The following is a 26,285-nucleotide window of genomic DNA, read 5'->3' on the forward strand; positions in this document are numbered from 1 at the left end:
GCTGATCCAGGTCTCAAGGAGCTGTGATCGGGACCCGGGTCGGCAACAATAAATTCATTAACGAGCGGTAGAGGCTTGAGTGGCAGGATGGCAGACCAATTGCGGAGCGAGGAACCGTGTCGCGCAGCGTCGGGCTTGCCCACATCATCCGTCAGGACGACGGCACCTCCACCGGTGTCTGGGGTATCTACACGCTGCAAAGCGCCTTCCAGCCGATCTTCGCTTTCAAGGAAGGCAAGCTGTCGGTGGTCGCGTTCGAAGGGCTGATCCGACCGTTCCGCGACGGCGAGCCGCAATCGCCGATGAATTTCTTCTCGACCTGCCCGGCCGCCGACCGGCTGCATATCGAGGCGCTGACCAGGACGCTGCATCTTCTCAACGCCGGTGCCTGCCTGCCGCGGGAAGCATCGATCTTCGTCAATTTCGACCCGTCAGTGTTCACCGAACGCGCCGTTGCCGACGCTGCCTTGCGCGAAATGCGGCTCGTGCTGCACGAGGCCGGCATCGACCCGCGTCGCGTCGTCTGCGAGGTGACCGAGCAGCGGTCGGCGTCGCAGGAAGCCTTGCATGGCTTCGTCGCGGCACTGAGGGCCAACGGTTTTCGCATCGCCGTCGACGATTATGGCGCGGACGATTCCGACATCAATCGGGTCAAGGAATTGAAGCCGGATATCGTCAAGTTCGATGCCTACTGGATCACGCAGCTGATGGAGTCCGGCGCCGGCTTCGCGTTGCTGACCACCATGGTGAAGAACTTCGAGGAGCAAGGTATCCATACGGTGTTCGAAGGCATCGAGGAGGGCTGGCAACTGGAGCTCGCCGAGAAATCGGGTGCGTCGATGGTGCAGGGTTTCGTGCTGGCGCGGCCCGAATTGGCGCCGACCAGCTTTGGCGTCTTCGACAAGGCCAGGCAGGCGCCTGTCGCTGCTGCCGTCGACACGTCGGCTCCTGCCGTGGCAACGCCTTCGGCGCGGCCGGTCAAGGCCTTCGGGCGCCGCGTGGCGACATGAGAGACGATCGGCGGCGCAATGTCGGCGATGCGATCCGGGTCGACGAAGTCGGCATCGAATACGGCATCCATGGCGAGTTCCGGCTGCGCAGCGCCTATCAGCCGATTTTCGCGCCGCGCGGCCGTTTCCTTCACGCGGTCGCGGCCGAAGCCCTGATCGAGCCGCACCGTGCCGGCCGCCCCGGCGCGCCGAAGGTGTTCTTTGAAAGCGTTGCCGTCTCGGACCGGCTGTTTGTGGAAACCATGTGCCGGGCGCTGCATCTCAGGAATTTCCGCAACATCGGCGTCGACGGGCTCGACCTGTTCTTCAACTACAACCCGTTGATCAACGACCATGCCGGGCGGGCATTGGCCGAGATTCGCCTGATGACCAGGCATCTCGGCGAGTTCGGCCTGGCGCCGGCCATGCTGGTCTGCGAAATCACCGAACAGGCGGCGGACGACGCGCTTCTCGTGCGGCTGGTGCGCGAGATGCGGCGCGACGGCATCCGCATCGCCATCGACGATTTCGGCACCGGGCACTCGACCGAGGAGCGGGTGAGCCTGCTCAAGCCCGACATCGTCAAGATCGACGGCACCTGGTTCGCGGAGTTCTGCCGCCACGCTGCCGCCGAACGGTTCTTCCGCCCGCTGGTTTCCAGCCTGCATGACCGCGGCGCCAAGGTGCTGGTCGAAGGCATCGAGCAGCCCACCCATCTGCGCGTCGCGCTCGAAGGCGGCGTCGACCTGCTGCAGGGTTTTCTCCTTGCCCGTCCGGCCTTGGCCGGCACGGTATTCGAGGAGAAACCGCTGGTCATCGATGCGCTGCTGGGCCGGGACAGCAAGGTCGTGCCCCTCTTTGGCTAGGGCATGTCGATATTCAGGTGATGCCGGCCTGCAAACGGCGGCTTCCTGCGCTTCCCTAGTTCTACTGCCACGCAGTAGAACTGAGCTCACGTACTTAAGTACGCTCCGCTCCGGTTCTCGGAACCCACCGTTTTCGGCTCGGCCTGACCTGAATCTCAACATGCCCTTCAACGGCCTCAGATTTTCGGCGATTCACATATCAGCGGCGCTGATCGTCGTACCAAAACAAATCATTGGTTGAGACCGCCGCCGCTGCGATAATCGCGCGGAGACAGTGCTCCGGGGAACAGCCATGATACTTTACGGCATGATCGACAGCGGCAATTGTTACAAGCCGCGCCTGCTGATGGCCAAGCTTGGCCTTGGCTTTACCAATGTCGAAGTGAGTTCGCACACCGGCGATACGCGCAAAGCCGACTTTGTCGCCAAGAATCCGAATGCTATGGTGCCGCTGCTCGAGTTCGACGATGGCCGGCGGCTGGCCGAATCCAACGCCATCCTGCTCTATCTCGCCGAAGGCACACGCTTCCTGCCGGCGGACAGGTATGAGCGTGGGCTTGCCTATCAATGGCTGTTCTTCGAGCAATACAGCCACGAGCCTTACATTGCCGTGCGCAAGGCGCTGCTGACCTTCCCCGAACGTGCTGGGGATGCGACCCCGGAGCGGCTGGCGGTGACGCTGGAGCGCGGCAACAAGGCGCTCGGCGTGATGAACAGGCATCTGGAAAACAATGCTTTCTTTTCCGGCAGCACGCTCAGCGTCGCCGACATCGCGCTCTATGCCTATACGCATACGGCGGAGCAGGGCGGCTTCCATCTCGACGCCTATCCGGCGGTGGCGGCCTGGCTTGGCCGAGTGGAAGCGGATCCGGGGCATGTGCCGATCGAGTGGATGGGGTAGTTTGTCCCGCGCCAGGTGGGCGGATGGGTAGCTACTTCAAGAGATGATCATAGTCCGCATGGGTGCCGATCCAGAACCAGATCACATCATCGTTGGTGCGGGTGGCAACAGCCCGGTAATTGTCGTCAACTCGCGCAGACCAGTAGCGTCCGACCTGTTTGAAATGCAGCGAGGGATCAAAAGGGTGGGAGCGGAGTCTTTCAAAACGCCTGTCCGCTTTTGCTCTGATCGCCGATGGCAGTTTTTCGTAAGCCTCCCAGAACGATGGGGAGGCGACGTGATTCACAGAGGCCGCGTCCGACCAGCGCGATGGTCCGTCAGTGCCTGTTCGGCAAGCTTATCCAATCGGCCGGCTTTCGCATCGGCCTCGATCTGCCGATCCCACATATCCTCCCGAAGCGCTTCGAACCAGGCAGCAAACGCCTTCAGTTCTTCAGGGCTCAGTTCCGCAACGGATTTTTCAATTTGCTCAAGCTTGGTCATGGCCGAATGATACCACTACTAGGCTAAAAGTACCACCGGTGGGACTGTAGCGCCCGTTGCAGCACCTAACCCCAGACAGCAAAAAGGCGGGATTAATCCCGCCTTCCATGCTTGGTAGCCTGATCGGGAACGTCCGGTCCGGGCTGGCAGCCATCTGCTGATCCAGCTTGTCGGGTCTTTCCGCTCCAGCGCGCTTCTCGCGCGACTGTCAGTACATCCGTGACTTGCCGCGCGCCCCGAGCTCTCGCCCGGCGCGCGCTATCGCAAAATCAGGCTGCCTTGCTCAGAGATCCAGCGGACGACTTGCCAGTGCGGCGGTCCTGCTCGATCTCGAAGTTGATCTTCTGGCCTTCGACCAGGGTCGACAGTCCAGCACGCTCGACAGCGGAGATGTGGACGAAAACGTCCGCGCCGCCCGCGTCAGGCTGAATGAAGCCGAAGCCCTTGGTGGCGTTGAACCACTTGACCGTTCCAGTTGCCATTTAGATAGTCCTTCACATTTGCTTTAGATTGACCGGACCGAGGTCCAGCCGGTGTGCATCGAGATTTTGGAGATAGACGTCAGCAAACGCGATTATCGCGAGGCCCGGATCGATCGGCCGAAATATCAATGGAAGGCATATAGGCTGCTTTCGCACGAAAAACAAGACTGCGTGAGAAAGCCGTGATGAGGGCGCCGCCCAATGGCCGCCCCAATCGCGTGAGAGCGTCGCGATGATCGGAGCCTGTGGGCGCTCGATCCACACCCGCTTGGGAGCGGATCTTGGGGGGAGAGGACCATGAAAATCATTCTGCTTGCCGCCTGCCTCACGCTAGTCGCCGCTCAGGCGCAGGCGATCTCGCGCTACGACCCGACGCGTATGAGCTGCGGCAAGGTTCAGGGGACGATCGCCCGGCAAGGGGCCGTCATCCTGCGCTACCAGTCGAAGCGGGTGCCGGGACTGCCGCTCTACGACCGCTATGTGCAGAGCCAGCGATTCTGCAGCATGGGCGAGGTGAGGACACGGGCCTACGTGCCGAGCGCCGACACAAAGTCCTGCCCGGTCTACAACTGCAAGCGGCCGGACAATGACCGGCATTTCCGCCGGCGGTTCTTCCACAACAACTAGGCACCTGCCTACAACAATTAGGCACCTGCCTACATCAAAACCCGAACGACACCTGCGCTGGTGGCGGGGGGCCGACGCGCACGCCTTCCATGGCCAGCATCTTCTCCTTGGTGATCGATCCGCCGGGCGCCGAGAAGCCGCCGATCTTGCCGCCGGCGGCAAGGATGCGATGGCAAGGGATGACCAGCGGCACCGGATTTGAGCCAAGGGCGGCCCCGGTTTCGCGGGCGAGGCCGGCATGGCCGGCGGTTTTGGCCAGCTCGCCATAGGTGGTGGTTTCGCCGAAGGAGAGTTTTCGCGCCGCGTCGTAAATGGCGAGGCGGAAATCGTCGACGCCGTCGAGATCGACCGGCACGGCGGAGAAATCGATGTCCTCGCCCGCCGCATAGGCCTTGATTGCCGCGATCAGCTCGACCACCCATGGCGGCTGCGCCGTGGCACTGGAAACGCCGCCATGGCGCAGCAGGCGCCGCTCCACCGCTTCGCGGCTGCGTTCGGGCAGGCAGAGCCGGATCAGGCCCTTTTCGCTCCAGGCAATGCCCATGAAACCGATCACTGTTTCTAACACTGCGTGGCCGGCCGTGATCGAAACTGTCGTGACCATGATGCGTTCCTTCCCGCAAAGTGGCGAAATCCGGGATTCGTTCCGGTACATATCCGGAACAATATGGCATCACCGCCTGCGTCTCGCCACCCGAAAACCACCTGAGCGCCCCGATTGCCCGGCCTGAATCGCTGGTGTAAGGAATTTCTTAACAACCCGACAAACCGGACCCGAGCGCGGCTTGCCAGCAAAACTCAACCTTATCGCGATCGGCGTGATCCTGGCCGCCGTCGGCATCAGCGGCTGCACGTCGACCTCGCAGATGAAGCCCGCGCCTGCTCTCACCGAAACAGCGACCGTCGCCGGCACTGACGCCGGTTTCACCGTGCCGCTGCCGGAGACAGTTTCGGTGCTGCCGGAATCATCAGGGATCGCCCCCGTTCAGACGGCCGAGCTGCCGCTCGATCCCGCCGCACAGCCGGCTGCGGCGACCGCCGCTTTTGCCGGATCGACACCGATGGCACCAGCCGTGCCCGCGGTGATGACCGCCAATGCCTGGCAGGCGCCGCCACCAGCAAATGCGAGCAAGCCGGTCAAGGCGGCCGAGACCTATACGACCGCGGGGCTGGTCGTGCCGGCAACCGCCAAGGGCGATCGCATGCCCGGCGTCCAGCAGGTCGCCTATGTCGTGCCGCAGAACCCGGCGGCCCTGGTCCAGTTCCCGGCAGGGCCCGTGCAAGAAGAACACGCGACGGGCGTGCGTGGCGATGTCGAGCGGCTGATCGAGAAATATGCGGCGATCTATCAGGTGCCGGTGGATCTGGTGCGCCATGTCGTCAACCGCGAGAGCACCTTCAACCCGAAAGCCTACAACAACGGCCATTGGGGGCTGATGCAGATCAAACACGCGACGGCGCGCGGCATGGGCTATGACGGGCCGGCCAAGGGCCTGTTCGATGCCGATACCAATCTGAAATACGCGGTGAAATATCTGCGCGGCGCCTGGCTGGTGGCCGGCGGCAACGCCAAGAAGGCCGACTGGCTCTACCAGACCGGCTATTATTACGACGCCAAGCGCAAGGGCCTGCTCGAGGCGACCGGCCTTGGCCGCGACCGCCAGCGCCGTCGCCTGCAGCCCGACGCCTGAGCGCGATGCCTGAACCGCGCCCGCCGGCTCTCAACGACATCCGGCTGCGCAAAATCCTCGACGAGACGCTGGTTCCGCCGCACTGGCCCGACGGCTTTGTCATGCGCAGCTTCGAGCCCGGTGATGCGCTGCCCCTGCATGCGCTGTTGATCGAAGTGTTCGACGACGGCGCCGACGGTCCGTTCGATGAGTGGTGGCCGCGCATCGCCGACGATCCCGAATTCGACCCGGCACTGTGCTTCCTCGTCATCGACGCCAAGGGCCGGCTGGCGGCAGCGGCACTGTGCTGGACCCGCGCCTTCGTCAAGGATCTAGCCGTTCATCCGGAGGCTCGCGGCAAGGGCGTTGCCGAAGCGCTGATGTGGCACGCCTTCGCCGTTTTTCGCGAACGCGGCGCCGATCATGTCGACCTCAAGACCAACACGGTCGAGAATCCCGCCGCCGTCCGGCTCTATGAGCGGCTGGGCATGATGCCTGTCGCCTGGGAAGGCTAGGGTGTGCTGATATTCAGGTGATGCCGGCCTGCAAATGATGGCTTCCTGCGCTTCCGGTGCTCACGTACCCAAAAGTACGCTCCGCTCCGGTTCTCGGAAACCACCATTTTCGACTCGGCCTGACCTGAATCTCAACACCCCCTGATGGGTGTCGCCTCACGCAGGAACGGCGCGATTTGGGAACCCAAAGCGCCGCTTCGCATTCAATGGGAGGTGAGGGCCTGACAAGCTGCCGGCGGGTGGGAGGAATTTTCCGCGGCCGGCCGCGGAGGGACATCCACCACCATGAAGTTTTCTCACGCATTCCTGGCGCTTGGCGTCGCCGCCATGCTGGTTGGCACGCAGGCGCGGGCCGTCGAGCTGTCGATGGTGTCGGGCGATACCGGCGACGGCATCAAGGTGCTGCGCGAGATCCTCGACCGTTACGAGAAAGACAGCGGCAACAAGGTCAGCATCGTCGTCATGCCGACGTCCGGGACCGACCAGTTCGGCCAATACCGGCTTTGGCTCGCCGCGGGAAACAGTGACATCGACGTCTACCAGACGGACGTGATCTGGGCACCGCAGCTCGCCAGCCAGCTCGTGGATCTGACCGCAGCGACCAAGGACGTCGTGGCCGAGCATTTCCCATCGATCATCCAGTCACAGACCGTCAACGGCAAGCTCGTCGCCTTGCCGATCTTCACCGATGCGCCGGCGCTCTACTACCGCAAGGATCTCCTCGACAAATATGACGCCAAGGTGCCGGCAACCTGGAAGGAACTGGCGGACACCGCCAGGCTGGTCATGGACAAGGAGCGTGCGGCCGGCAATCGGGATATCTGGGGCTTCGTCTTCCAGGGCAACGCCTATGAAGGGCTGACCTGCAACGCGCTCGAATGGGTGATGTCGAATGGCGGCGGCCAGATCATCGAGCCGGACGGCTCCATCTCCATCAACAACAGCCAAGCGGCGGCGGCGCTCGACATGGCCAAGGGCTGGGTCGGGACCATCGCGCCACCCGGCGTGCTCGCCTACCAGGAAGAGGAATCGCGCGGCGTGTGGCAGACCGGCAATGCGGTGTTCATGCGCAACTGGCCTTATGCCTATGCGCTCGGCAACGGCGAGGGCTCGCCGATCAAGGGCAAGTTCGACGTGGCACCGCTGCCGGCCGGCACGGGCGAGGGCGCCCGACCGGTCGCGACCCTGGGCGGCTGGAACCTCGCCGTCTCCAAATATTCGAAGCATCCGGATGCCGCGATCGGGCTGGTCAAGTTCATCGCCTCGCCCGCGATGCAGAAATACCGGACGCTGAAGACGTCCAACCTGCCGACCATACAGGCGCTGTATGACGATGCCGACATCGCCAGGCAACAGCCGATCGTTCCGCGCTGGAACCAGATATTTCTCAATGCGGTGCCGCGCCCGTCGGCCGCGGCCAGGATCAAATACAACGAGGCCTCGAGCCAGTTCTGGAACGCCGTTCACAACACGCTGTCGGGCGACGGCACCGCCGCCGACAATCTGGGCGACCTCGAAGCGATGTTGACCAAGCTGAAGGGCAACGGCTGGTGACCACAGTGCCGACAGGGACCGACGCCCGTGCGGCGTCGGAGACACAGGCTGTTCGCCGTCGGCCAGCGCCGTTGACGGCACAGCGCGTTCGCTCGGCGTGGCTTTTCCTGGCGCCGATGCTGCTGGTGCTCGCCGCGGCGGCCGGCTGGCCGCTTGCCCGCACGGTTTATTTCAGCTTCACCGACGCCTCGCTAGCCGACCTCGACGCGCGCCAATGGGTCGGCTTCGGCAATTATTTCTCGGTGCTGCACATGCCGAGCGGCCGGACCCTCTATGACGGGCTGCTCGTCGATCCGGTCTGGTGGCGTGCCGTCTGGAACACGGTTCGTTTCACGGTGATTTCGGTGACCTGCGAGACCATCCTCGGCACGATCGTTGCCCTGGTTCTCAATGCCGAATTCAGAGGCCGCGGCGTCGTCAGGGCAGCGATCCTGATCCCCTGGGCCATCCCGACGATCGTCTCGGCGAAGATGTGGCAATGGATGCTCAACGACCAGTTCGGCATCATCAATGTCGTGCTGCTCAACCTCGGCCTGATCAGCACCAAGATAGCCTGGACGGCCGACGCCGACACGGCGATGGCGGCCGTCCTCATCGTCGATATCTGGAAGGCGACACCGTTCATGACGCTGCTCATCCTGGCCGCGCTGCAGATGCTGCCGAGGGAGATCATCGAGGTCGCCAGGCTCGACGGCGCCAACCCCTGGCAGATCTTCTGGCGGGTGACCTTGCCGCTCATCCGCCCGGCGCTGATGGTGGCCGTGATCTTCCGCGCGCTCGATGCGCTGCGCATCTTCGACCTGATCTATGTGCTGACGCCGAACAATGTGCACACCAAGTCGATGTCGGTATTCGCCCGCGAGAACCTGTTCGAGTTCGACAAGTTCGCCTATGGCTCCGCCGCCTCGACCTTGCTCTTCCTGATCCTCGCTCTGCTCACCATCGTCACCATCCGGATCGGCCGGATCAGGCTGGACGGAGGCCGCTGACATGTGGATCGTGAAGCGCACGGCCTTTTACCTGCTGGTCGGGGCAATCGTCTTCGTCGCCGTGTTCCCGTTCTACTATGCCATCGTCACCAGCCTGAAATCGGGGACCGACCTGTTCCGGACCGATCTGTGGCCGACGACGATCAGCCTCGCCAACTACCGGAATGTGCTGACCGAAGGCAGCTTCGTGCGCAACTTGCTGAACTCGCTCTTCGTCTCGGGCGCGGTGGTTGCCCTTTCGCTGTTGCTCGGCGTCACATCAGCCTATGCGCTGGCGCGCATTCGATTCCGCGGCCGCTCGGCCCTGCTGTTCATCATCCTGTCGGTGTCGATGTTCCCGCAGGTGGCGCTGCTGGCCGGTCTGTTCGAACTGGTCCGCCTGTTCGGCCTCTACAATTCGCTGTTCGCGCTGATCTTCTCCTACATGATCTTCACCTTGCCGTTCACCGTCTGGGTGCTCACGACCTTCGTCCGGGACCTGCCGGTCGAGGTCGAGGAGGCGGCGATCCTAGACGGCGCGACGCCATGGATCATCGTCACCCAGGTCTTCCTGCCGCTGATGTGGCCGGCGCTGGCAACCACCGGCCTGCTGGCCTTCATCGGCGCGTGGAACGAGTTCCTGTTTGCCCTGACCTTCACCTCCAACAACGCACAGCGGACCGTGCCGGTGGCGATCGCGCTGCTCTCCGGCAACTCGCAGTTCGAGATCCCATGGGGCAACATCATGGCCGCCTCGGTGATCGTCACCGTGCCGCTGGTGGTGCTGGTCCTGATCTTCCAGCGCAAAATCGTCTCCGGCCTCACCGCGGGCGGGGTCAAGGGGTGAGGGACGAGTCCTCAGATGTCCGGCGCGTTGCCGATCTTCTGCTTGAGCTCCAGCGCCCAGGCGCGGCCTTCGTCGCCGCCCCACAGCAGCCAGGCAATATAACCGGCCGAAGGGTTTTGCTCATTGCCGTAGTTCCTGCCGCGCTTGTCGATCTCGTGGCGGGCGAAATAGCTGACCATGCGGCGGATGGTGGAGGGCGCGAGCTTTTCCCGGTTCTTCAGCTCGGTGGCGCGGGCGACGCCGATCTCGGTGCCGCCGCGGCCGAACTCGCCGCGCAGCCTGAGGCCCTTGGCGGCATTGTCGGCCACCACTTGCGGGCAGCGCAGATCGATCTCGTCGTCGTGCATGTTGTTCCCCAGATCACGCTGCCCGAACAGGTATTACGACATCTCACCATGCGCAATAAATGTCGGGACCGATCGCCGCCAAACGTCCTTGGGTCGCAGAGCAACCGCGCCGGGACGCCGGCGCCGCGACTTGAAGGAGCCGATCATGATCACCTTTCCCAATGAATCCGCCAAATACCGCACCGCGCGCGAAAAATTGCTGAAGAAGGAAATCGAGCTGCGCCGCGCCATGGAAGAGGTCGCCGAGGCCCGGCGCGCGCTGCCGCCGGGCGGGCTGATCCGCCAGGATTATGAGTTCGACGGGCTGGACGGCGATGGGAGGCCTGCAAAGATAAAGCTGTCGGAGCTGTTCGCACCCGGCAAGGACTCGCTCATCCTTTACAACATGATGTTCCCGCGCCATCCGCAGGAAAAGCGCGAGGTGGCGACCAGCGGCGGCACGGCAAAGCTCGCCCGGCAGGACCAGCCATGCCCCTCCTGCACGGCGCTGCTCGACCAGTTCGACGGCGCGGTCGGGCATCTCCAGGCGGCCGGCTTCAATTTCGCGGTGGTGGGCAAGACCGCGCTCGAAAACCTGGTCACACTCGGCCGCGACAGGGGCTGGCGCAACATGCGGTTGGTCTCGTCGGCCTCCAACAGCTTCAAGCGCGACTACAATGCGGAGGCGGCCGACGGCTCACAGATCCCGCTGCTGTCGGTGTTCCATCGCGACCCCGACGGCATACGCCATTTCTGGAGTTCGGAACTGGATTTCGCGCCGACGGAGCCGGGCCAGGATCCGCGCAGCCTCGGCACCTGCGAAACGCTGTGGAACCTGATGGATTTCACGCCGGAAGGCCGCCCGAACTGGAACGAGCAGCTGCAATATGGCGAGGCGTGTTGCCACTGAAAGGCAGCTCTGGCCAGCCGCCGCGTTTCAGTTTTCGGAACATGAGTCCCATGGGCTGGCTCGAACGAGGGCATCGGCGAGCGTTCGAGTCAGGCACGGATACGGTGGGGCAATTGAGGCGACATGCGCAGGCTTCTTCCTCAAGAGCTGCAACCGGAGTGCCCAAGCGACGTTGGATTGTCCGAGGGACAATTCCAACCGGAGACATGCCATGAAAATGCTTACCATTCTGACCGCAGCAGCATTGCTTGCCGGCGCGCCCGCCTTTGCCCAGTCGAACACGACCGCCACGACCACGCCGCTCGCCACGACGACGAAGGTCGATACTTCGACCTTCATCAAGACGGTGCCGAGCGCCAATGAGTTCGAGATCGAGTCCAGCAAGCTCGCCGAGCAGAAGGCGACCGATGCCGACGTCAAGGCGTTCGCCAAACAGATGATCGCCGACCACACCAAGGCCGGCGAGGAATTCAAGGCGGCGCTTGCCCAGGGCCAGACAACCTCGGCCACCGCATCGTCCGGTCCAGCCCTGCAGCCCAAGGAGCAGAAGATGCTCGATGAATTAAAGGGCGCCAGCGGCGATCAGTTCCAGGCCAAATACATCGAGATGCAGACCAACGCGCACAAGGAAGCCGTCGCGCTGTTCAGCGGCTATGCGCAATCCGGCGACGACCCGGCGATGAAGGAATTCGCCAAGAAAACCCTGCCGACGCTGCAGATGCACGAAAAACACGTGAAAGAACTGGCCGCAGCGCATCAGGGGTGAGGGCGGTTCAAGGTCGACGCTCTATGGCGCCCCCCTCTGTCCTGCCGGACATCTCCCCCTCAAGTGGGGAGATTGGCCGTCGTCACTGTTTTCGCCAATTTTCAACGTTGCAAGGTGAAGGCCGGCCCCAAAGCTGCCAATCTCCCCCTTGAGGGGGAGATGTCCGGCAGGACAGAGGGGGGCGCCGTAGAGCGCTACGATGGAAGTCAGCCCGCTGGCAAACCAACACCACAATGTGGCCCTGTGCCTCAAGGACGGCACGCCCTATCCCGATCAAGGCTGAGCGGCGCTCAGGTCGACCTGATCTGCTCGACCGCGGTCACCAGCAGTTCTTCCATGGCGGTGCGTATCTGAGCATCCGACTGGGCGATGCCTGCCGCGTCGAAATCGGCGCGTACCTTGCGGAAGACATCGTTGTCGCCTGCCTCTTCGAAATCCGCGTGCACGACTTCCCTGGCATAGGCGTCGGCGTCGGCACCGGATTTGCCGAGCTTTTCGGCGGCCCACAGGCCGAGCAGCTTGTTGCGGCGCGCCATGGCCCTGAACTTCGTATCCTCGTCCATCGCAAACTTCTTTTCGAAGCCTTCCTGACGGTCTCTCATGCTGCTCATGGTATGCCTCGTTTCGGGTTGAGTCCGGTCTTCAGCCCAAGGGAAGAGCGGGCAGGGAAGGCGAGAGTGGCGTGCATGGATGTCATTAGCAAGGCCGGATCGCTCACGCCGGCAATTGAGCGGGGCGCCTGGCGGTTCCGGTCTTTTGGCCGATGTGATTTGACGTTGCCGCGCCGTGTCCTACTCTCGAATGCATGGTGGACGAACCGAGGAGACGAGCGATGCAGTCGCCTTTCAATGGAATTCACAGCGTCGCGCTGACGGCGGCCGTGATGCTAGCCGCCGGCACCGCGGCCTATGCCCATCATGGCTGGTCGTGGACGCAGGACGGTTTTTTCGAACTCAGGGGCAAGATCACGGCCATCTATATCGGCAATCCGCATGCCACGCTGGATGTCGACGCCGAGGGCGAGGCCTGGCGGGTGGAGATGGCGCCGCCGTCCCGCACGATCGCCGCCGGCTTCACGGAGGAGGTGGCCAAAATCGGCGACGAGGTGACCGCGATCGGCAACCGCTCGGTCGAGGCGAGCGAAAAGCGCATGAAAGCAGTGCGCCTCATCGTCAACGGCAAGACATATGATGTCTATCCCGACCGCGTGCCGCCGGCGTAAATGGCTGAGCTTCTCGCCGGCATCGAGCAGCTTGCGTTGGCGCGGTGGCTGAAGGGCTCCTTCATTGCCTACCCCGTGGTCAATGCGCTCCACATCATGTCGATCGGCGCGCTGCTGACCAGCGTCCTTCTCATGGATCTGAGGATCTGCGGCGCTTTCCGTTCGCTGCCGCAGGCGGCGTTCGTCGCGCTGCTGCGCCGCGTTGCATTGGGCGCGTTCGCGGGTGCGCTTGTCACTGGCTCGCTGCTGTTTTCGGTCAAGGCGAGCACCTATGCGGTGATGCCGATTTTCCTCGCCAAGATGGCACTCATCCTTCTCGCCGGCGTTAATTTTTTCGCCTTCCTGCGCTTCGCCAGAGGCGGTGACGAGCCGGCCGGCAGCGCCATCCTGGCTGTGCTCTCGATACTGCTGTGGACTTCGGTGCTGTTCGCCGGACGGTTCATCGGTTTTCTTTAGCGCCGCATCTTCCTTCTCCCCCTGTGGGAGAAGGTGTCGCCGAAGGCGACGGATGAGGGGTGTTCCAGGGAACGCCAACGTCTCACTCCGCTGGACCACCCCTCATCCGTCTCGGCGCTATCGCGCCGATCCACCTTCTCCCACAGGGGGAGAAGGGAAGAACGGCGCTGGCGTTCCGCCAGTGCAGGGATAAGCTCCCTGCAAATGCAGGAGAGGGAGATTTGCCATGAAGAAACAAATCATCGAAGTGCCTGTCATGTCGGCCAAGGTGCGGGCGCTCGGGCTGCCCTGTTCGACGGCTGTCAGGGCCAACGGCTTCGTGTTCATCTCGGCGACGCCGCCGGTGGACATGGTGACCGGCGAGATGGTGCGCGGCGACATCGAGGTGCAGACCGAGGCGTCGCTGAAGGCGCTGAAACACTGCCTGGAAGCGGCCGGCACCTCGCTCGACAATGTGGTGATGGTGCGCATCTACGCCGTCAATTCCGGCTTCTACAACGCCATCAACCGGGTCTATGCCAGGTATTTTAGCGTCAACCCGCCGGCGCGCAGTTTTGTGCCGGTGGCGTCTTGGCCGATGGAGTTTGATATTGAGATCGAGTGTGTCGCGGTGGCGTGAGGGGTGAGAAGCGGTCCGCGTAGCGGACGAAAAGCCAATTGCTTGGCTTTTCGAGCTTCGAACGCCCTGAGCCTGCGAAGGGCCGCAATCTCTAACATAAGTTTTTACTTGTCTTTCAAGTAAACTCGTCCTCAATTCATATTGGGGATAGGGAGGGCGAGTCATTGAACAAATTGCCGAAGAAATTCGTCGAACGTGTAGCGTCGAATCTCAAGAAATATCAACGGATCACGCTGGCTCAGCAGAAATCCGACGTGGCGGAGGCCGACACGGTTACGTTGATCAAGGACATTTTGGCCGAGGTGTTTGGCTACGACAAATATGACGAACTCACATCAGAACATCAGATCAAATCCACATACTGCGATCTTGCTATAAAGATTGGTGGAAAACTGCGGCTGCTCGTCGAAGTGAAATCAGCTGGCAGCGGGCTTGCCGACAATCATCTACGGCAAGTCATCGACTACGGGGCTCATCAAGGCATTCACTGGGTGATCCTGACCAATGCGGTCGAATGGCGGCTGGTCCGTATCTACGTGGCAAATCAGATCAGCCACGAAGAAGTTTGTCGCATTGTCCTTGCCGACATGAATCCCAAGAATGAGGATCATCTGCAGTGCCTCTTCCTGTTTGCTAAGGAAGGGCTGACGACGGATGCAATGGATGCCTTTCATCAGCAGGCCCAGCTGTTTAACAAGTTTACCGTTTCCGCGATCATCCGTTCCGAGGCAGTGATTTCGGTGGTGCGCAGGGAAATCCGTAAGCTCTTTCCAGACATCAAGGTCGGCAACGAGAACCTATCGCTGCTCATCGAAAATGAGGTGATCAAGCGTGACACGGTTGAAGGCGACAAGGCGAAAGAAGCTGTGGCCAGGATGCGTAAAGCATTAAACAAGCTGGAGAGAGCGAAGAACAAAGTTGCGAAAGCAGTTGTTGTCGATGTCTCGAACTGACTGCCGGTTTTCTGTTTACAATTAAAACAGAAATCGTGGTGTCCAGGCTTAAGCGATGCCACAGCACGCAGCCTCGGCGGGACAGCGCCCCTCATCTGCCTGCCGGCATCTTCTCCCCGTTGAACGGGGAGAAGGGAGCTAATCACCTCAGGCAAAATACTCCTGCAGCGGCCGAACCTCCAGGCTCCCCGCCTTCAGCGCCGCAATCGCCTCAGCAACCGCGGCCGCACCCGACAGCGTCGTGTAATACGGCACCTTCTGCATCAGCGTGGCGCGGCGCAGCGACTTGGAGTCCGACACCGCCTTCTGGCCGTCCGTCGTGTTGAAGACGATCTGGACCTGGCGGTTGCGGATGGCGTCTTCGATGTGGGGGCGGCCTTCCAGCACCTTGTTGATCTTCTGGGCGTCGACGCCGTTTTCGGCGAGGAAGCGGGCGGTGCCTGAGGTGGCCAGCACCTTGAAGCCGAGGCCGGCGAGGCGCTTCACCGCCGGCAAGATGCCCTTTTTGTCTTCGTCGCGCACCGAGACGAACAGTGTGCCGGAGCGCGGCAGGTCGACGCCGGCCCCCAGCTGGCTCTTGGCGAAGGCCAGCGCAAAATCGCGGTCGAGGCCCATGACCTCGCCGGTCGAGCGCATTTCCGGTCCGAGCAATATATCGACGCCGGGGAATCGGGCGAAGGGGAACACGGCTTCCTTGACCGCGATGTGGCCGGGATTGCGCGGGTCGGGCATGGCGCCGTAATGGGCGAAGGCGTCTTCCAGTTTTTCGCCGGCCATGATGCGGGCGGCGATTTTCGCGATGGGCCGCCCGATGGTCTTGGCGACGAAGGGCACGGTGCGTGACGCGCGCGGGTTGACCTCCAGCACATAGACCGTGCCGTCCTTGATCGCGTACTGCACGTTCATCAGCCCGCCGACATTGAGCGCGCGCGCAAGGGCCGCCGTCTGGCGCTCCAGCTCGTCGACCAGTTCGGAAGGCAGCGAGTGCACCGGCAGCGAGCAGGCACTGTCGCCGGAATGGATCCCGGCTTCCTCGATATGCTCCAATATGCCGGAGACGAAGGTCGACTTGCCGTCGCACAGGCAGTCGACATCGACCTCGATGGCGCCACTGAGATAGGTGTCGAACAGCAGCGGGTTCTTGCCCAGCAGCGTGTTGATCTGGCCGGTCTTGTCGTTGGGGTATTTCTGCTTGATGTCCTCCGGTACCAGGCCGGGCACGGTGTCGAGCAGATAGGATTGCAGCATGCTCTCGTCATGGATGATCTGCATGGCGCGGCCGCCGAGCACATAGGACGGGCGCACCACCAGCGGAAAGCCGAGTTCGCCGGCGACGAGGCGGGCCTGCTCGACCGAATAGGCGATGCCGTTCTTTGGCTGGCTGAGGTTCAGCTTGTGCAGCAGCTTCTGGAAGCGGTCGCGGTCTTCGGCCAGATCGATCATGTCGGGCGAGGTGCCGAGGATCGGGATGCCGGCCTTCTCCAGCGCATCCGCCAGCTTCAGCGGCGTCTGGCCGCCGAACTGGACGATAACGCCGACCAGCTCTCCGGACGCCTGCTCGGCGCGCAGGATCTCCAGCACGTCTTCCGCCGTCAGCGGCTCGAAATAGAGCCGGTCTGAGGTGTCGTAGTCGGTCGAGACCGTCTCCGGGTTGCAGTTGATCATGATCGCTTCATAGCCGGCGTCGCGCAGCGCAAAGGCGGCGTGGCAGCAGCAATAGTCGAACTCGATGCCCTGGCCGATGCGGTTGGGGCCGCCGCCGAGGATGACGACCTTCTTGCGCGATGAGACCTGCGCCTCGTTGGCCAGCGCGCCGGCAAACGGCACTTCATAGGTCGAGTACATGTAGGCGGTCGGTGAGGCGAACTCGGCCGCACAGGTGTCGATGCGCTTATAAACAGGATGAACGTCGAGCTTTTCGCGAGCTTTCTGAATCACTTCGGCATCGGTCTTCGTCAGCGACGCGAGGCGGGCATCGGAGAAGCCCATGGCCTTCAGCATGCGCAGGTTGACGGCATCCTCGGGAATGCCGTGCTCGCGGATGCGGGCTTCCATGGCGACGATGCCGGCGATCTGTTCGAGGAACCACGGGTCGATCTTGCACATGGCGTGCACGTCTTCCAGCGAGGTGCCCATGCGGATCGCCTGCGCCACCATGCGCAGCCGGTCGGGCGTCGGCGTGCCCAGGGCTGCGCGAATGGCGTTGCGGTCGTCGGCATGGTTGGCGGAACCAAGACCGGGGATCTCGATCTCGTCCAAACCGGTGAGGCCGGTCTCAAGTCCACGCAGTGCCTTCTGCAGCGATTCCTGGAAGGTGCGGCCGATGGCCATGACTTCGCCGACCGACTTCATGGCGGTGGTCAGCACCGGCTCGGCGCCGGGGAATTTTTCGAAGGCAAAGCGCGGGATTTTTGTCACCACGTAATCGATCGACGGCTCGAAGGAGGCTGGCGTCGCGCCGCCGGTGATGTCGTTCTCCAGCTCGTCCAGCGTGTAGCCGACGGCGAGCTTTGCCGCGATCTTGGCGATCGGGAAACCGGTCGCCTTGGAGGCAAGTGCTGACGAGCGCGAGACGCGCGGGTTCATCTCGATGACCACCAGGCGGCCGTCGGCCGGGTTGACGGCGAACTGGACGTTGGAGCCGCCGGTCTCGACGCCGATCTCGCGCAGCACCGCGATAGAGGCGTTGCGCATCATCTGGTATTCTTTGTCGGTCAGCGTCAGCGCCGGGGCGACGGTGATCGAGTCGCCGGTGTGCACGCCCATCGGGTCGATGTTCTCGATCGAGCAGACGATGATGCAATTGTCCGCTCTGTCGCGGACGACCTCCATCTCGTACTCCTTCCAGCCGAGCACGCTCTCCTCGATCAGCACTTCGGTGGTCGGCGAGGCGTCGAGGCCGGACTGGACGATCTCGTAGAATTCGGCGCGGTTGTAGGCGATGCCGCCGCCGGTGCCGCCCATGGTGAAGGACGGGCGGATGATGGCGGGCAGGCCGACATGGTCGAGCGCTTGTGCTGCGATCGCCATGCCATGGCTGATGTAGCGCTGCTTGCGGTCGCCTTCGCCGAGGTTCCAGCGGGTTTCCAGCGCGTCAAGCGCGGCGTCGAGATCGGCAGGCGCCTCGGCCTTGACGGCGGCGCGTTCGGCCTCATGCATCTTGCGGTCGGTGTTCTTGACGTCGGTGGCGTTGGCCAGCATCGACTTCGGCGTTTCCAGCCCGATCTTCTTCATCGCCTCGCGAAACAGCGCGCGGTCCTCGGCCTTGTCGATGGCCGTGGCATCGGCGCCGATCATCTCGACATTGTAGCGCTCGAGCACTCCCATGCGGCGCAGCGACAGAGCGGTGTTTAGCGCGGTCTGGCCGCCCATGGTCGGCAGCAGCGCGTCGGGCCGCTCCTTGGCGATGATCTTTGCGACCACTTCGGGCGTGATCGGCTCGATATAGGTGGCGTCGGCCAGTTCCGGGTCGGTCATGATGGTGGCCGGGTTGGAATTGACCAGAATGACCCGGAAGCCTTCCTCCTTCAACGCCTTGCAGGCCTGCGTGCCGGAATAGTCGAACTCGCAGGCCTGGCCGATGACGATGGGGCCGGCCCCGATGATCAGGATCGACTTGATGTCAGTGCGTCTTGGCATGTCAAAGGTCCGTTCGGCGGGCGGCTTGCACAAAAAACCGGGACGGGAAGACCCGGCCGGTTGTGCTCGCGATTCTGGTATCAGGCTAGGAGGGCCTTATAGGGAAGAGTTTTGACTGATGTAACCCCGAAAATGCGAGGTAGGGGAGTAGGGGAGTAGGGGAGTAGGGGAGTAGGGGAGTAGGGGAGTAGGGGAGTAGGGGAGTAGGGTGGGTTCGAAGGCATTCCAAACATACTCCCTTATTCCCCTACTCCCTTACTCCCATAAATTCTAATTCCCCAGCGCCAGCTGATCCGTGATTTCAAACCGCTCGGCGTCGCCGATGCGGATCATGTTGAGGCTGCCCTCGCGGGTGAAGCGGAAGTCGCCGGGTGCGTCGGAACCGGCCGGCCGGCCGCCGCGGAAGGAAATGACGCGCGTGCCGCCATCGGGCCAGGTGATCGTGACGTCTGCCTTGTCGGCGGTGCGTACGACGTTGACCTTGCAGCGCTCCATTGGCTGGCCGACATAGCGGGCGCAGGGAATCTCGGGATCCGGCGAGACGTCAGGCGCCGCCAGCGCCAGTACGTACGCATCCTGCATGGCGGCGCGTCCGATTTCGGCGGCGGATTTTGGCGTGCTTTCGGCTGCCGGGCCGGCGCCGCCAAGCCGCGCCGTCAGGTCGGGCGGCGGGACCGGCGTGCTGTTGGCTGAGCCAGTAGCCTGCGATTGATCCGGCGCCAAGGCGTGCCCGGCGTCATTGGCGCTGCCGGTGGAGGCAACCACCGGCGCATCGGCCGGTCTTGTCTCGCCTTCGACATAGGGGGCCGGATTGAGGGGGATGAGATAGCGCGCCGGCGCCCAGCCGCTCAGCTTCTCCTTGCCCGTGCTTTCGACCTTGCACCATTTGTAGCCGTTGATGTCGTTGCAGCCGAGATTGGTGACCATGTCGCCGCTGCTCAGCCGCGCCTCGACCGTGGCGACCGGCGACGCGGTGGTGCGGACTTTGAGAAGGTCGTCCGGCGCCAGGCCGGTGACGACGGAGATAACGAGCTCCGGCGCCTCTTGGGCCATCTCTTCAGCCATAGCGGGGGCAATCACCGGCCACGCCGTCATCAACAGCGGAGCCGCAATCAGCGCATGGAGGGTTGTTCGGAGCGTAACTGTGCGCCTCATCGTTTGGCCGTGCGCTGATACCGTGCCGCGGCGGATCGAGCCCGCCGCAAGCCCGGCCGGTTTTATAAGGGACGACGCGGCGCCATGTAAGCCCGAAAATTCGGCTCGCCGTTTCGCCAGCCTCAACCCGGACCGCCGGGCCGTGAGGCAGCTCAGCTGGACGGGCGTGAACGCGCAAGAGCGTTCAGCCGGGCATGAACGCAAGAGCGTTCAGCCGGGCAGGGGCATGAACCCGGTTCTGAGCGCGTGAGCCCATTCCGGCCGGCCCGCCTGTTCGGCCTGCCTGGCGGCCGCCTCGTGGTCGTAGTCGACGGCGATGGCCTCGAAGCGGTCGGGCTGGCCGTTGCTGCCCAAGGTGACGATGCCGTAGCGCGCATGCGCCGAGCCCTGCTCGGAGACATGCGCCGGCGGCGTGGAATCGTCATAGGCAGGGCAGCCGATGCTGCCCGGATTGAAGATGACGGGACCATCGGGGACGCGGATCAGTTCCGCGCGGTGGCTGTGGCCGCACAGCGCGATGCGGCAAGCCGGGTCGAGCGCCTTCAGCCGCCGCCGGATCGCCGCCAGCGGCGCGCGCACCAGCTGGCCATTGACGATCGTATCGGCGAGATATTTCTCGTCATGGTCGGGACGGGCGTGGAAAGCGATGATTCCGGGTGCGATCTCCAGCGTCAGCGGCTGGGCGAAAAGCACCTGGCGCTGTGCCTCGGTCAGCCGCTCCTGCGCATAGACGTCGGAGGGCCACATGGTGTCATCAGCGGGGTCGGCGGCGACACGGCGGTCGTGGTTGCCGCGCACCGTCGGCAGGTTCAGCGCCTCCAACCGCGCAAACGTCTCGCGTGGCCAGAGCGGGCCGGAAACGCTGTCACCGAGATTGACGGTCAGGTCGGCGCCGCCGCGCCGGCGAAGGTCATCAAGCACGGCGTCGAGCGCCAGCACATTGCCGTGGATATCGGCGAGTACGGCGATGCGCATTTTCGGAAGGCTCCTGTGTGACGCCGCTTTTCCTTTTGCCCACGTCCGTGGGGCGAGGAACCCAAGTTCTGCAAGGTCAGGCGTGGATTTCGATGTCGTGGCCGCCGACCGCCGGCAGTGCCGGATCGTCGCCGGCGGCGGCGATGACGCTGTCGAGCAGGCCGGGGAAGCGGGCGTCGAGATCGGCGCGGCGCAGTGTGATCATGCGGTTGGTGCCGACCACCTCGGCGCGGGTGACGCCGGCCTCGCGCAATTTGGCCAGGTGGTAGCTCAGATTGGTCTTCGAGCCGAAATCGAGGAACTGGCTGCAGTTCAGCGGCACGCCTTGCTTGCTGGCGAGATAGCGCACGATGGCGAGCCGGGTCGGGTCGCCGAGCACGCCAAGCACGATCGGCAGGCTGATCTGGTCCGTATTGGGGTGTGGCAAGGTCATGGCTCGAAACTAAGCACAGTCGGGTCCGATTTCAACGCATCCATCATTGTTGGCCCGCACGCGGCCTTTCTCCGTCTCGCGCCGACCTGTGCTGACACAGGGCTGTCAGGAAGGTTAAGCTATTTTTCCCTGGCTTCATTGACATGATGCCCTATTATGTCCAATTGTTCAATAACTTTTGAACTAAGGACATCCCGCCATGGACAAGCGCCTTTTCTGGCTTGCGCTCGGATCGTTCACGATCTCGACCGAAGGCTTCGTCATCTCCAGCCTTCTGCCCGACATCGCGGCGGATGCCGGCATCTCCATTCCGCTGGCCGGCACGCTGATCACCGCCTTCGCGCTCGCCTATGCGATCGGCACGCCGATCCTGGCGACGCTGACAGGCGAGTGGGACCGGCGCCGCGTCATCCTGTGGACGCTGGTGTTCTTCGTGCTCGGCAACATCGCCGCTGCCTTGAGTTCCTCCTTCGAACTGCTGCTGGTCGCGCGCATCGTCATGGCGCTGTCGTCGGGCCTGTTCGCCGCAACAGCGCAAGGCACGGCGGTGGCGCTGGTCGATGATCATCACCGGGCGCGTGCCATCGCCGTCGTCGTCGGCGGCACCACTGTGGCCGTTGCGCTCGGTGCGCCACTGGGCGCGCTCGTTGCCACCGTTGCCGGCTGGCGCGGAACCTTTTTTGCCATCGCCGGCCTTGGTGCGCTTGCCGGCGCGATCCTGTGGTACCGGCTGCCGCGGGGCATCGTTGGCACCAGGCTGCCCTTGAAGCGCAGGCTGGCGGCAGCGCTGCGTCCCGGCGTGATGCCGATCCTGTTGACGACAGTGCTGGCGCTGATCGGCGCCTTCACCGTCTTTGCCTATGTCGCGCCGCTTGCCATCGAGGGCGGCGGTCTCAGCCAGATCGCGCTGCCCGGCATGCTGCTCGCCTTCGGCGTCGGCGCCGTCATCGGCAACATTGGCGGCGGCCAGGCTGCCGACCGGTTCGGCGCGACCCGCACCGTCGGCTGGTCGTTGGCGCTGAGTGCCGGCATGCTGGTCCTGCTGTCGGTCATCCCGACCTTTCTGCCGCCGCACATTGCCGGACCGGCGCTGATGGCGATGATGGTGCCGTGGGGCATCGTCGGCTGGGCCTTCCCGCCGGCGCAGGCCAGCCGCATCATCAAGCTGGCGCCCGACGCCGCCCCGATCGTGCTGTCGCTCAACGCCTCGGCGCTCTATCTCGGCGTGGCGCTGGGCGCCGTGGTCGGTGGCGCCGTGCTGCGCTACGGTGCGCCGGCCGATCTCGGCCTGGTCGCCGCGATCTTCCCGATCATCGGGCTTGGCATCGTGGTGGCCGGCCGCCGGGCGGCTCGGCCTGTAGAGATGCCTGCCGAGTGATCTCTTTGAAAGCCGTTGGCCGGCTCAGCTGGCCGGCGGCAGATCGAAATCGAGCGCGGCGACGTCATCCAGCGCCGCGCGCAGCTTTTCAGCCTTGTCCCTTCCGACGACATCCTCGAAACGCTGCTGGGCGATCTGCCACAGTTTCATCGCCGCCTCGAGCTTGGCCAGCCCCTGCGGCGTCAGCCGCACACGCTTGACGCGGCGGTCGTCCGGGTCGGCGAAGGTCTCGACATAGCCGTCGCGGATCAGTGGTTTCAGCGTATGGCCGAGCGCCGACAGGTCCATGATCAGCGACGCGGCGATGGCCCCCATCGCCGGCTCGTCGCCGATATGGATCTGGTAGAGCAGGCCCTGCTGTGTCGCCTTGAGGCCTGACGGCTCCACCACATCATCATAAAACTTGCCGAGCTTGCGCGCCGCGCGGCGCAGCGCGGCGTTGTTGCAGAGCGTGAGGCCGGGCAAGCTGTCCTTTGACATGATGGTCCTTGGCGCCGGCGAATGAAGCTCCGGCTGCTACCCTCAAATAATCCCCGTCCGTATCATTGACAAGATAGTGGCATATGCCTACTTCCCAATTAGTGGTATATGCCACTAAATCAATCAAGCGGCTTTCGGTAGCGCGGCAGATGCCACGGCGCCGGGTCAGTCGAAACGAACCAGATCAGTCGAAGAAGGAACAGGACAATGAGTGGACAGGGCAACAAGGGCACGGCGGTCGTCACCGGTGCTTCGTCGGGCATCGGCGCGGTCTATGCCGACCGGCTGGCGGGGCAGGGCTACGATCTGGTGCTGGTGGCGCGGCGCGCCGACCGGCTGGAGGAACTGGCCGGGAAGCTGCGCCAGACCTATGGCCGCAAGGTCAGCGTGATCAGCGCCGACCTTTCCAACGACGGCGACGTCCGCCGCGTCGAACAGGCGATCGCCAGCGACGACAGCGTGACGCTGCTGGTCAACAATGCCGGCCTTGGCGGCCAGTCCGTGGTGGCAATCGCCGATGCGGACGCTGCCGAACGCATGATCAAGGTCAATGTCATCGCCCTGACGCGGCTGACCCGTGCCGTGCTGCCGGGGTTTTTGGCGCGCAACCGAGGTGCGGTCGTCAACATCGCCTCGGTGCTCGCCTATGAGACCTCGTTCGGCGGCATCTACAGCGGTACCAAGGCCTATGTCGTCAACTTCACCGAGGCTCTGCACCGCGAGGTCGAGGGTACGGAGGTGAAGGTGCAGGTGGTGCTGCCGGGCGCGACACGGACGGATTTCTGGGAGCTTGCCGGCAGCGATATCGACCAGCTTCCGAAGGAAATCATCATGAGCGCCGACGATATGGTGGATGCGGCCCTTGTCGGCCTTGCCAGGGGTGAAGCCGTCACCGTGCCGGCGCTCGCCGAGCCGGCCAAACTGGACATTTTCCTCGGTGCCCGGCAGGCCTTCTACGGCAGCCTGCACGCCGACAAGCCGGCGGCCCGCTACGCGGCTTGAGGGCCACCTCTGTCCCCCGCTCTGTCGCTACGCTATGCACACATCTTCTGTGACTGGCGTGACTGATCGGTGTGAGGCTTGATTGCCACGTGGTTCCCCCAATCCGTCGCTGCTTCGCAGCGCCACCTTTCCCCCCTCCGGAGGGAAAGGAAGGGAGCTTTGCTGGACGAGCGTTGACGGCAAAAAGCCTGGCGCCTTTCCTCTACCCCGTCGATCGGGGGAGAGGTGGCTCGGCGAAGCCGAGACGGAGTGGGGGTCGACCAGCGCCGCATAAGAGCTTTGTTGGGGCAAGCCCCAGGTTCTGCAAGGCCGCCGCGTCCCTACACCGTCCGCCACATCGGAATGATCGAGGCGGCCAGCACCAGTGCCAGCACGATGTTGAGCGCGCGCCATTGCCATTCGGTCTTGAGCAGCCGCGCCAGCACCATGCCGGCCACGCACCACAGTGAAAGCGAGGCGGCGGCCGCGAGGCCGAAGGTGACGCCGAGCAGCAGCGCGAGCTGCACCGGTCCGCTGGCCAATGCCGCGAACGAAGCCGCGGCGCCCAGTCCCATCGCCCAGCCTTTCGGGTTCATCCATTGAATGCCGGCGCCGCCCAGAAAGCTGTTCGGCCTGGCCATGCTCACATCCAGATTGGGCGGTCCGCTGCGGCCGATCTTGATCGCCAGCCAGAGGAGATAGAGCGAGCCGATGACCTTCATGGCCAGTTGCAGCGAAGGCACGGCAAGCAGCAGACCGGCAAGCCCGGCGGCAGCGGCACCCGTGACGGTGGCGAGGCCGGCGGCGCTGCCGACCAGCAGGGGCACGGAACGGCGAAAGCCGAACTGCGCGCCGGACGCCGTAGACAGGGTCGTGGCGATGCCGGGCGTGGTGGTGGCGACGATGGCAAAAAGGATGAGTGGGAGAATGGGCTCGAGCATGCGGCGTCCTCTGTCAGAGGGCTGCGATCGTAGCTGCGTGCGAACTTCAGTAAATGCAATGTTTGCCATGATCAGCATTAGGATAGATAATGCCACCCATGATCCGAAATCTCGACATGGCGCTGATCCGCACCTTCATCACCGTCGCCGACAAGGCCAGCATGACGGCGGCGGCCAATGCGCTGCACCTGACGCAAGGTGCTGTCAGCCAGCAGGTCAAGCGGCTGGAGGAGGCGCTCGGCTCCAGCCTGTTTACGCGCGACCGGCGCGGCTTGCGGCTGACGCGCGCCGGTGAACAGCTGTTCGGCAGGGGCAAGCGGTTGCTGGCCTTGAATGACGAGATCTGGGCCGAGATGGCTGGGACTTTGGTGGCCGGCCAGGTGCGGCTCGGCGTGCCCTACGACCTTGTCGGCACCTTGCTGGCGCCGGTGCTGAAGACCTATGCCGAGACCTATCCGCAGGTCGAGATATCGCTGGTCTGCGCCTCGTCGCCGGAATTGGCGGCCGCCCTTGCGGCCGGGACCATCGACCTTGCGGTGATCGAGGAACGCGTCGGCCCGTCGGCCGGTGAGTGCCTTGCCATCGACCGGCTGGTCTGGGTCGGTGCCAAGGGCGGCATTGCCCGCGCCAAGCGGCCGCTGCCGGTCTCGATCGTCGCCGACACCTGCGCCTTCCGCCCGGCGGTGCTGGCGGCGCTCGGTGAGCACGGGCTGGAGTGGCGCACCGTGTTCGAAAACGGCAACATCGACGCGACGACGGCGACGGTGCGGTCGGACCTCGCCGTCACCGCCTGGCTGGCCACAACCGTGCCGGCGGATCTCGACATATTGCCAGCGGAGTCCGGCCTGCCGCCGCTGCCGAATTTTGCCATCAATCTGCATCTGCCGAGGCACGGTGTCGGGCCGGCCGCGCAGGAATTCGCGCGGCACATCCGCGATGGCCTGGCGCGGCGGCCGGTGGCTGCTTGAGCCAGGCAGAACTTGGGTTCCTCTCCCCCGTCGATCGGGGGAGAGGTGTCGAGTTGTCCGAACCGGATAGATAGGTAACAGAATGGACCGATAGCATGGGTGACAGTTTTCTTGCTGGTCGGGTATGTCTGTCTTGCGGCGGCGGCGCGATTGACGAGCGGCTTCCCCCACTCCGTCGCTG

Annotated in this window: 30 protein-coding genes; 18 read left to right on the forward strand and 12 right to left on the reverse strand. The window is 63.7% G+C overall.

Translation table 11 applies throughout. The features are described from left to right. Positions 1-116 precede the first annotated feature (116 nt). The 3 genes from NP945_RS22325 (at position 117) to NP945_RS22335 (ending at position 2,756) form a co-directional block, all read left to right on the forward strand. Positions 117-1,010 (forward strand): EAL domain-containing protein, encoded by an 894-nt coding sequence (locus NP945_RS22325; protein WP_256747531.1) that lies wholly within the window; start codon positions 117-119, stop codon positions 1,008-1,010. Further along, positions 1,007-1,855, forward strand: coding sequence for an EAL domain-containing protein (locus NP945_RS22330; RefSeq protein ID WP_127270428.1), 849 nt, complete (start codon positions 1,007-1,009; stop codon positions 1,853-1,855). Before NP945_RS22325 ends, NP945_RS22330 begins: the two co-directional genes overlap by 4 nt. 292 nt (positions 1,856-2,147) lie before the next feature. Further along, a complete protein-coding gene (locus tag NP945_RS22335; RefSeq protein WP_127270429.1) occupies positions 2,148-2,756 on the forward strand; it encodes a glutathione S-transferase family protein in 609 nt (202 codons plus the stop codon). A 31-nt stretch (positions 2,757-2,787) separates the two neighbouring features. Here the strand turns inward: NP945_RS22335 and NP945_RS22340 are convergent, their stop codons facing one another. The 3 genes from NP945_RS22340 to NP945_RS22350 all read right to left on the reverse strand — a co-directional run bounded on the left by NP945_RS22340 (position 2,788) and on the right by NP945_RS22350 (position 3,721). Beyond that, a complete protein-coding gene (locus NP945_RS22340) occupies positions 2,788-3,042 on the reverse strand; it encodes a hypothetical protein (RefSeq protein ID WP_127270430.1) in 255 nt (84 codons plus the stop codon). Continuing rightward, positions 3,039-3,239, reverse strand: a complete 201-nt coding sequence (locus tag NP945_RS22345) for a hypothetical protein (protein WP_027039317.1) — start codon at positions 3,237-3,239, stop codon at positions 3,039-3,041. The genes NP945_RS22340 and NP945_RS22345 overlap by 4 nt, the downstream gene beginning before the upstream one ends. Before the next feature lie 269 nt (positions 3,240-3,508). Then, complete coding sequence (locus NP945_RS22350) at positions 3,509-3,721, reverse strand: cold-shock protein (protein ID WP_010910991.1); 213 nt, start codon at positions 3,719-3,721, stop codon at positions 3,509-3,511. Between the two features lie 297 nt (positions 3,722-4,018). Here NP945_RS22350 and NP945_RS22355 point away from each other — a divergent pair, with 297 nt between their 5' ends. Then, positions 4,019-4,348, forward strand: a complete 330-nt coding sequence (locus tag NP945_RS22355) for a hypothetical protein (RefSeq protein ID WP_023809723.1) — start codon at positions 4,019-4,021, stop codon at positions 4,346-4,348. A gap of 34 nt (positions 4,349-4,382) precedes the next feature. Here NP945_RS22355 and NP945_RS22360 read toward each other — a convergent pair whose 3' ends face one another. Next, positions 4,383-4,952 (reverse strand): methylated-DNA--[protein]-cysteine S-methyltransferase, encoded by a 570-nt coding sequence (locus tag NP945_RS22360; protein ID WP_127381720.1) that lies wholly within the window; start codon positions 4,950-4,952, stop codon positions 4,383-4,385. Positions 4,953-5,133: 181 nt separating this feature from the next. Here NP945_RS22360 and NP945_RS22365 point away from each other — a divergent pair, with 181 nt between their 5' ends. The 5 genes from NP945_RS22365 to NP945_RS22385 all read left to right on the forward strand — a co-directional run bounded on the left by NP945_RS22365 (position 5,134) and on the right by NP945_RS22385 (position 9,902). Beyond that, positions 5,134-6,039, forward strand: coding sequence for a lytic transglycosylase domain-containing protein (locus NP945_RS22365; RefSeq protein WP_256747532.1), 906 nt, complete (start codon positions 5,134-5,136; stop codon positions 6,037-6,039). A 5-nt stretch (positions 6,040-6,044) separates the two neighbouring features. Beyond that, the gene (locus NP945_RS22370) at positions 6,045-6,533 is read left to right on the forward strand and encodes a GNAT family N-acetyltransferase (RefSeq protein WP_256747533.1); all 489 of its coding nucleotides are present in this window, start codon (positions 6,045-6,047) and stop codon (positions 6,531-6,533) included. Between the two features lie 285 nt (positions 6,534-6,818). Beyond that, a complete protein-coding gene (locus NP945_RS22375) occupies positions 6,819-8,087 on the forward strand; it encodes an ABC transporter substrate-binding protein (protein ID WP_256747534.1) in 1,269 nt (422 codons plus the stop codon). 116 nt (positions 8,088-8,203) lie between these two features. Then, a complete protein-coding gene (locus tag NP945_RS22380; RefSeq protein WP_256747558.1) occupies positions 8,204-9,076 on the forward strand; it encodes a carbohydrate ABC transporter permease in 873 nt (290 codons plus the stop codon). A 1-nt stretch (position 9,077) separates the two neighbouring features. Further along, positions 9,078-9,902 carry a carbohydrate ABC transporter permease gene (locus NP945_RS22385; protein WP_256747535.1) on the forward strand — a complete coding sequence of 275 codons (825 nt, stop codon included), beginning with the start codon at positions 9,078-9,080 and terminating at the stop codon, positions 9,900-9,902. 11 nt (positions 9,903-9,913) lie between these two features. Here the strand turns inward: NP945_RS22385 and NP945_RS22390 are convergent, their stop codons facing one another. Then, on the reverse strand, positions 9,914-10,249 hold the full coding sequence (locus tag NP945_RS22390) for a hypothetical protein (protein WP_127399076.1): 336 nt from the start codon (positions 10,247-10,249) through the stop codon (positions 9,914-9,916). Between the two features lie 145 nt (positions 10,250-10,394). On the opposite strand from NP945_RS22390, the gene NP945_RS22395 reads away from it, so the two are divergent. Both NP945_RS22395 and NP945_RS22400 read left to right on the forward strand, forming a co-directional pair. Continuing rightward, positions 10,395-11,138 carry a DUF899 family protein gene (locus NP945_RS22395; protein ID WP_256747536.1) on the forward strand — a complete coding sequence of 248 codons (744 nt, stop codon included), beginning with the start codon at positions 10,395-10,397 and terminating at the stop codon, positions 11,136-11,138. A gap of 211 nt (positions 11,139-11,349) precedes the next feature. Continuing rightward, complete coding sequence (locus NP945_RS22400) at positions 11,350-11,904, forward strand: DUF4142 domain-containing protein (protein ID WP_256747537.1); 555 nt, start codon at positions 11,350-11,352, stop codon at positions 11,902-11,904. 290 nt (positions 11,905-12,194) lie between these two features. On the opposite strand, the gene NP945_RS22405 is transcribed toward NP945_RS22400, so the two are convergent. After that, a complete protein-coding gene (locus tag NP945_RS22405) occupies positions 12,195-12,515 on the reverse strand; it encodes a DUF1476 domain-containing protein (RefSeq protein ID WP_128309148.1) in 321 nt (106 codons plus the stop codon). A 221-nt stretch (positions 12,516-12,736) separates the two neighbouring features. On the opposite strand from NP945_RS22405, the gene NP945_RS22410 reads away from it, so the two are divergent. From NP945_RS22410 to NP945_RS22425, 4 genes are all read left to right on the forward strand, one after another. Then, the gene (locus NP945_RS22410) at positions 12,737-13,126 is read left to right on the forward strand and encodes a DUF6152 family protein (RefSeq protein WP_256747538.1); all 390 of its coding nucleotides are present in this window, start codon (positions 12,737-12,739) and stop codon (positions 13,124-13,126) included. Further along, positions 13,127-13,582, forward strand: a complete 456-nt coding sequence (locus NP945_RS22415) for a DUF6644 family protein (protein ID WP_256747539.1) — start codon at positions 13,127-13,129, stop codon at positions 13,580-13,582. A gap of 226 nt (positions 13,583-13,808) precedes the next feature. Continuing rightward, a complete protein-coding gene (locus NP945_RS22420; RefSeq protein WP_256747540.1) occupies positions 13,809-14,201 on the forward strand; it encodes a Rid family hydrolase in 393 nt (130 codons plus the stop codon). A 164-nt stretch (positions 14,202-14,365) separates the two neighbouring features. Beyond that, positions 14,366-15,154, forward strand: a complete 789-nt coding sequence (locus NP945_RS22425; RefSeq protein WP_256747541.1) for a type I restriction enzyme HsdR N-terminal domain-containing protein — start codon at positions 14,366-14,368, stop codon at positions 15,152-15,154. Positions 15,155-15,301: 147 nt separating this feature from the next. On the opposite strand, the gene carB is transcribed toward NP945_RS22425, so the two are convergent. The 4 genes from carB to NP945_RS22445 form a co-directional block, all read right to left on the reverse strand. Further along, complete coding sequence (carB, locus tag NP945_RS22430) at positions 15,302-18,793, reverse strand: carbamoyl-phosphate synthase large subunit (protein WP_256747542.1); 3,492 nt, start codon at positions 18,791-18,793, stop codon at positions 15,302-15,304. Positions 18,794-19,063: 270 nt separating this feature from the next. Next, the gene (locus NP945_RS22435) at positions 19,064-19,858 is read right to left on the reverse strand and encodes an SH3 domain-containing protein (RefSeq protein WP_306283247.1); all 795 of its coding nucleotides are present in this window, start codon (positions 19,856-19,858) and stop codon (positions 19,064-19,066) included. A gap of 300 nt (positions 19,859-20,158) precedes the next feature. After that, positions 20,159-20,923 (reverse strand): metallophosphoesterase, encoded by a 765-nt coding sequence (locus NP945_RS22440; protein ID WP_256747544.1) that lies wholly within the window; start codon positions 20,921-20,923, stop codon positions 20,159-20,161. Between the two features lie 76 nt (positions 20,924-20,999). Beyond that, on the reverse strand, positions 21,000-21,356 hold the full coding sequence (locus NP945_RS22445) for a helix-turn-helix transcriptional regulator (RefSeq protein WP_127260980.1): 357 nt from the start codon (positions 21,354-21,356) through the stop codon (positions 21,000-21,002). Between the two features lie 199 nt (positions 21,357-21,555). On the opposite strand from NP945_RS22445, the gene NP945_RS22450 reads away from it, so the two are divergent. After that, positions 21,556-22,734 (forward strand): MFS transporter, encoded by a 1,179-nt coding sequence (locus tag NP945_RS22450; RefSeq protein ID WP_256747545.1) that lies wholly within the window; start codon positions 21,556-21,558, stop codon positions 22,732-22,734. A gap of 24 nt (positions 22,735-22,758) precedes the next feature. On the opposite strand, the gene NP945_RS22455 is transcribed toward NP945_RS22450, so the two are convergent. After that, positions 22,759-23,214, reverse strand: a complete 456-nt coding sequence (locus NP945_RS22455; protein ID WP_256747546.1) for a MarR family winged helix-turn-helix transcriptional regulator — start codon at positions 23,212-23,214, stop codon at positions 22,759-22,761. Positions 23,215-23,421: 207 nt separating this feature from the next. Here NP945_RS22455 and NP945_RS22460 point away from each other — a divergent pair, with 207 nt between their 5' ends. Beyond that, a complete protein-coding gene (locus NP945_RS22460; RefSeq protein ID WP_128363756.1) occupies positions 23,422-24,216 on the forward strand; it encodes an SDR family oxidoreductase in 795 nt (264 codons plus the stop codon). A gap of 320 nt (positions 24,217-24,536) precedes the next feature. Here the strand turns inward: NP945_RS22460 and NP945_RS22465 are convergent, their stop codons facing one another. Continuing rightward, the gene (locus NP945_RS22465) at positions 24,537-25,136 is read right to left on the reverse strand and encodes a LysE family translocator (RefSeq protein ID WP_256747547.1); all 600 of its coding nucleotides are present in this window, start codon (positions 25,134-25,136) and stop codon (positions 24,537-24,539) included. Between the two features lie 98 nt (positions 25,137-25,234). Here NP945_RS22465 and NP945_RS22470 point away from each other — a divergent pair, with 98 nt between their 5' ends. Next, complete coding sequence (locus NP945_RS22470; protein ID WP_256747559.1) at positions 25,235-26,104, forward strand: LysR substrate-binding domain-containing protein; 870 nt, start codon at positions 25,235-25,237, stop codon at positions 26,102-26,104. Positions 26,105-26,285: the final 181 nt, after the last annotated feature.

This window comes from Mesorhizobium sp. LMG17149 (genome assembly GCF_024518695.1).
In the GTDB taxonomy this organism is placed as follows: domain Bacteria; phylum Pseudomonadota; class Alphaproteobacteria; order Rhizobiales; family Rhizobiaceae; genus Mesorhizobium.

Bases quoted from the DNA above. Each gene is read 5' to 3' on its own strand.
- NP945_RS22460 (WP_128363756.1), top strand. From the start codon at position 23,422: ATGAGTGGACAGGGCAACAAGGGCACGGCGGTCGTCACCGGTGCTTCG.
- NP945_RS22360 (WP_127381720.1), bottom strand. From the start codon at position 4,952: ATGGTCACGACAGTTTCGATCACGGCCGGCCACGCAGTGTTAGAAACA.
- NP945_RS22400 (WP_256747537.1), top strand. From the start codon at position 11,350: ATGAAAATGCTTACCATTCTGACCGCAGCAGCATTGCTTGCCGGCGCG.
- NP945_RS22355 (WP_023809723.1), top strand. From the start codon at position 4,019: ATGAAAATCATTCTGCTTGCCGCCTGCCTCACGCTAGTCGCCGCTCAG.
- NP945_RS22335 (WP_127270429.1), top strand. From the start codon at position 2,148: ATGATACTTTACGGCATGATCGACAGCGGCAATTGTTACAAGCCGCGC.
- NP945_RS22470 (WP_256747559.1), top strand. From the start codon at position 25,235: ATGATCCGAAATCTCGACATGGCGCTGATCCGCACCTTCATCACCGTC.
- NP945_RS22445 (WP_127260980.1), bottom strand. From the start codon at position 21,356: ATGACCTTGCCACACCCCAATACGGACCAGATCAGCCTGCCGATCGTG.
- NP945_RS22345 (WP_027039317.1), bottom strand. From the start codon at position 3,239: ATGACCAAGCTTGAGCAAATTGAAAAATCCGTTGCGGAACTGAGCCCT.
- NP945_RS22390 (WP_127399076.1), bottom strand. From the start codon at position 10,249: ATGCACGACGACGAGATCGATCTGCGCTGCCCGCAAGTGGTGGCCGAC.
- NP945_RS22350 (WP_010910991.1), bottom strand. From the start codon at position 3,721: ATGGCAACTGGAACGGTCAAGTGGTTCAACGCCACCAAGGGCTTCGGC.
- NP945_RS22410 (WP_256747538.1), top strand. From the start codon at position 12,737: ATGCAGTCGCCTTTCAATGGAATTCACAGCGTCGCGCTGACGGCGGCC.
- NP945_RS22415 (WP_256747539.1), top strand. From the start codon at position 13,127: ATGGCTGAGCTTCTCGCCGGCATCGAGCAGCTTGCGTTGGCGCGGTGG.
- NP945_RS22380 (WP_256747558.1), top strand. From the start codon at position 8,204: ATGCTGCTGGTGCTCGCCGCGGCGGCCGGCTGGCCGCTTGCCCGCACG.
- NP945_RS22330 (WP_127270428.1), top strand. From the start codon at position 1,007: ATGAGAGACGATCGGCGGCGCAATGTCGGCGATGCGATCCGGGTCGAC.
- NP945_RS22375 (WP_256747534.1), top strand. From the start codon at position 6,819: ATGAAGTTTTCTCACGCATTCCTGGCGCTTGGCGTCGCCGCCATGCTG.
- NP945_RS22420 (WP_256747540.1), top strand. From the start codon at position 13,809: ATGAAGAAACAAATCATCGAAGTGCCTGTCATGTCGGCCAAGGTGCGG.
- NP945_RS22440 (WP_256747544.1), bottom strand. From the start codon at position 20,923: ATGCGCATCGCCGTACTCGCCGATATCCACGGCAATGTGCTGGCGCTC.
- NP945_RS22450 (WP_256747545.1), top strand. From the start codon at position 21,556: ATGGACAAGCGCCTTTTCTGGCTTGCGCTCGGATCGTTCACGATCTCG.
- NP945_RS22465 (WP_256747547.1), bottom strand. From the start codon at position 25,136: ATGCTCGAGCCCATTCTCCCACTCATCCTTTTTGCCATCGTCGCCACC.
- NP945_RS22370 (WP_256747533.1), top strand. From the start codon at position 6,045: ATGCCTGAACCGCGCCCGCCGGCTCTCAACGACATCCGGCTGCGCAAA.
- NP945_RS22455 (WP_256747546.1), bottom strand. From the start codon at position 23,214: ATGTCAAAGGACAGCTTGCCCGGCCTCACGCTCTGCAACAACGCCGCG.
- NP945_RS22395 (WP_256747536.1), top strand. From the start codon at position 10,395: ATGATCACCTTTCCCAATGAATCCGCCAAATACCGCACCGCGCGCGAA.
- carB (WP_256747542.1), bottom strand. From the start codon at position 18,793: ATGCCAAGACGCACTGACATCAAGTCGATCCTGATCATCGGGGCCGGC.
- NP945_RS22405 (WP_128309148.1), bottom strand. From the start codon at position 12,515: ATGAGCAGCATGAGAGACCGTCAGGAAGGCTTCGAAAAGAAGTTTGCG.
- NP945_RS22435 (WP_306283247.1), bottom strand. From the start codon at position 19,858: ATGGCTGAAGAGATGGCCCAAGAGGCGCCGGAGCTCGTTATCTCCGTC.
- NP945_RS22385 (WP_256747535.1), top strand. From the start codon at position 9,078: ATGTGGATCGTGAAGCGCACGGCCTTTTACCTGCTGGTCGGGGCAATC.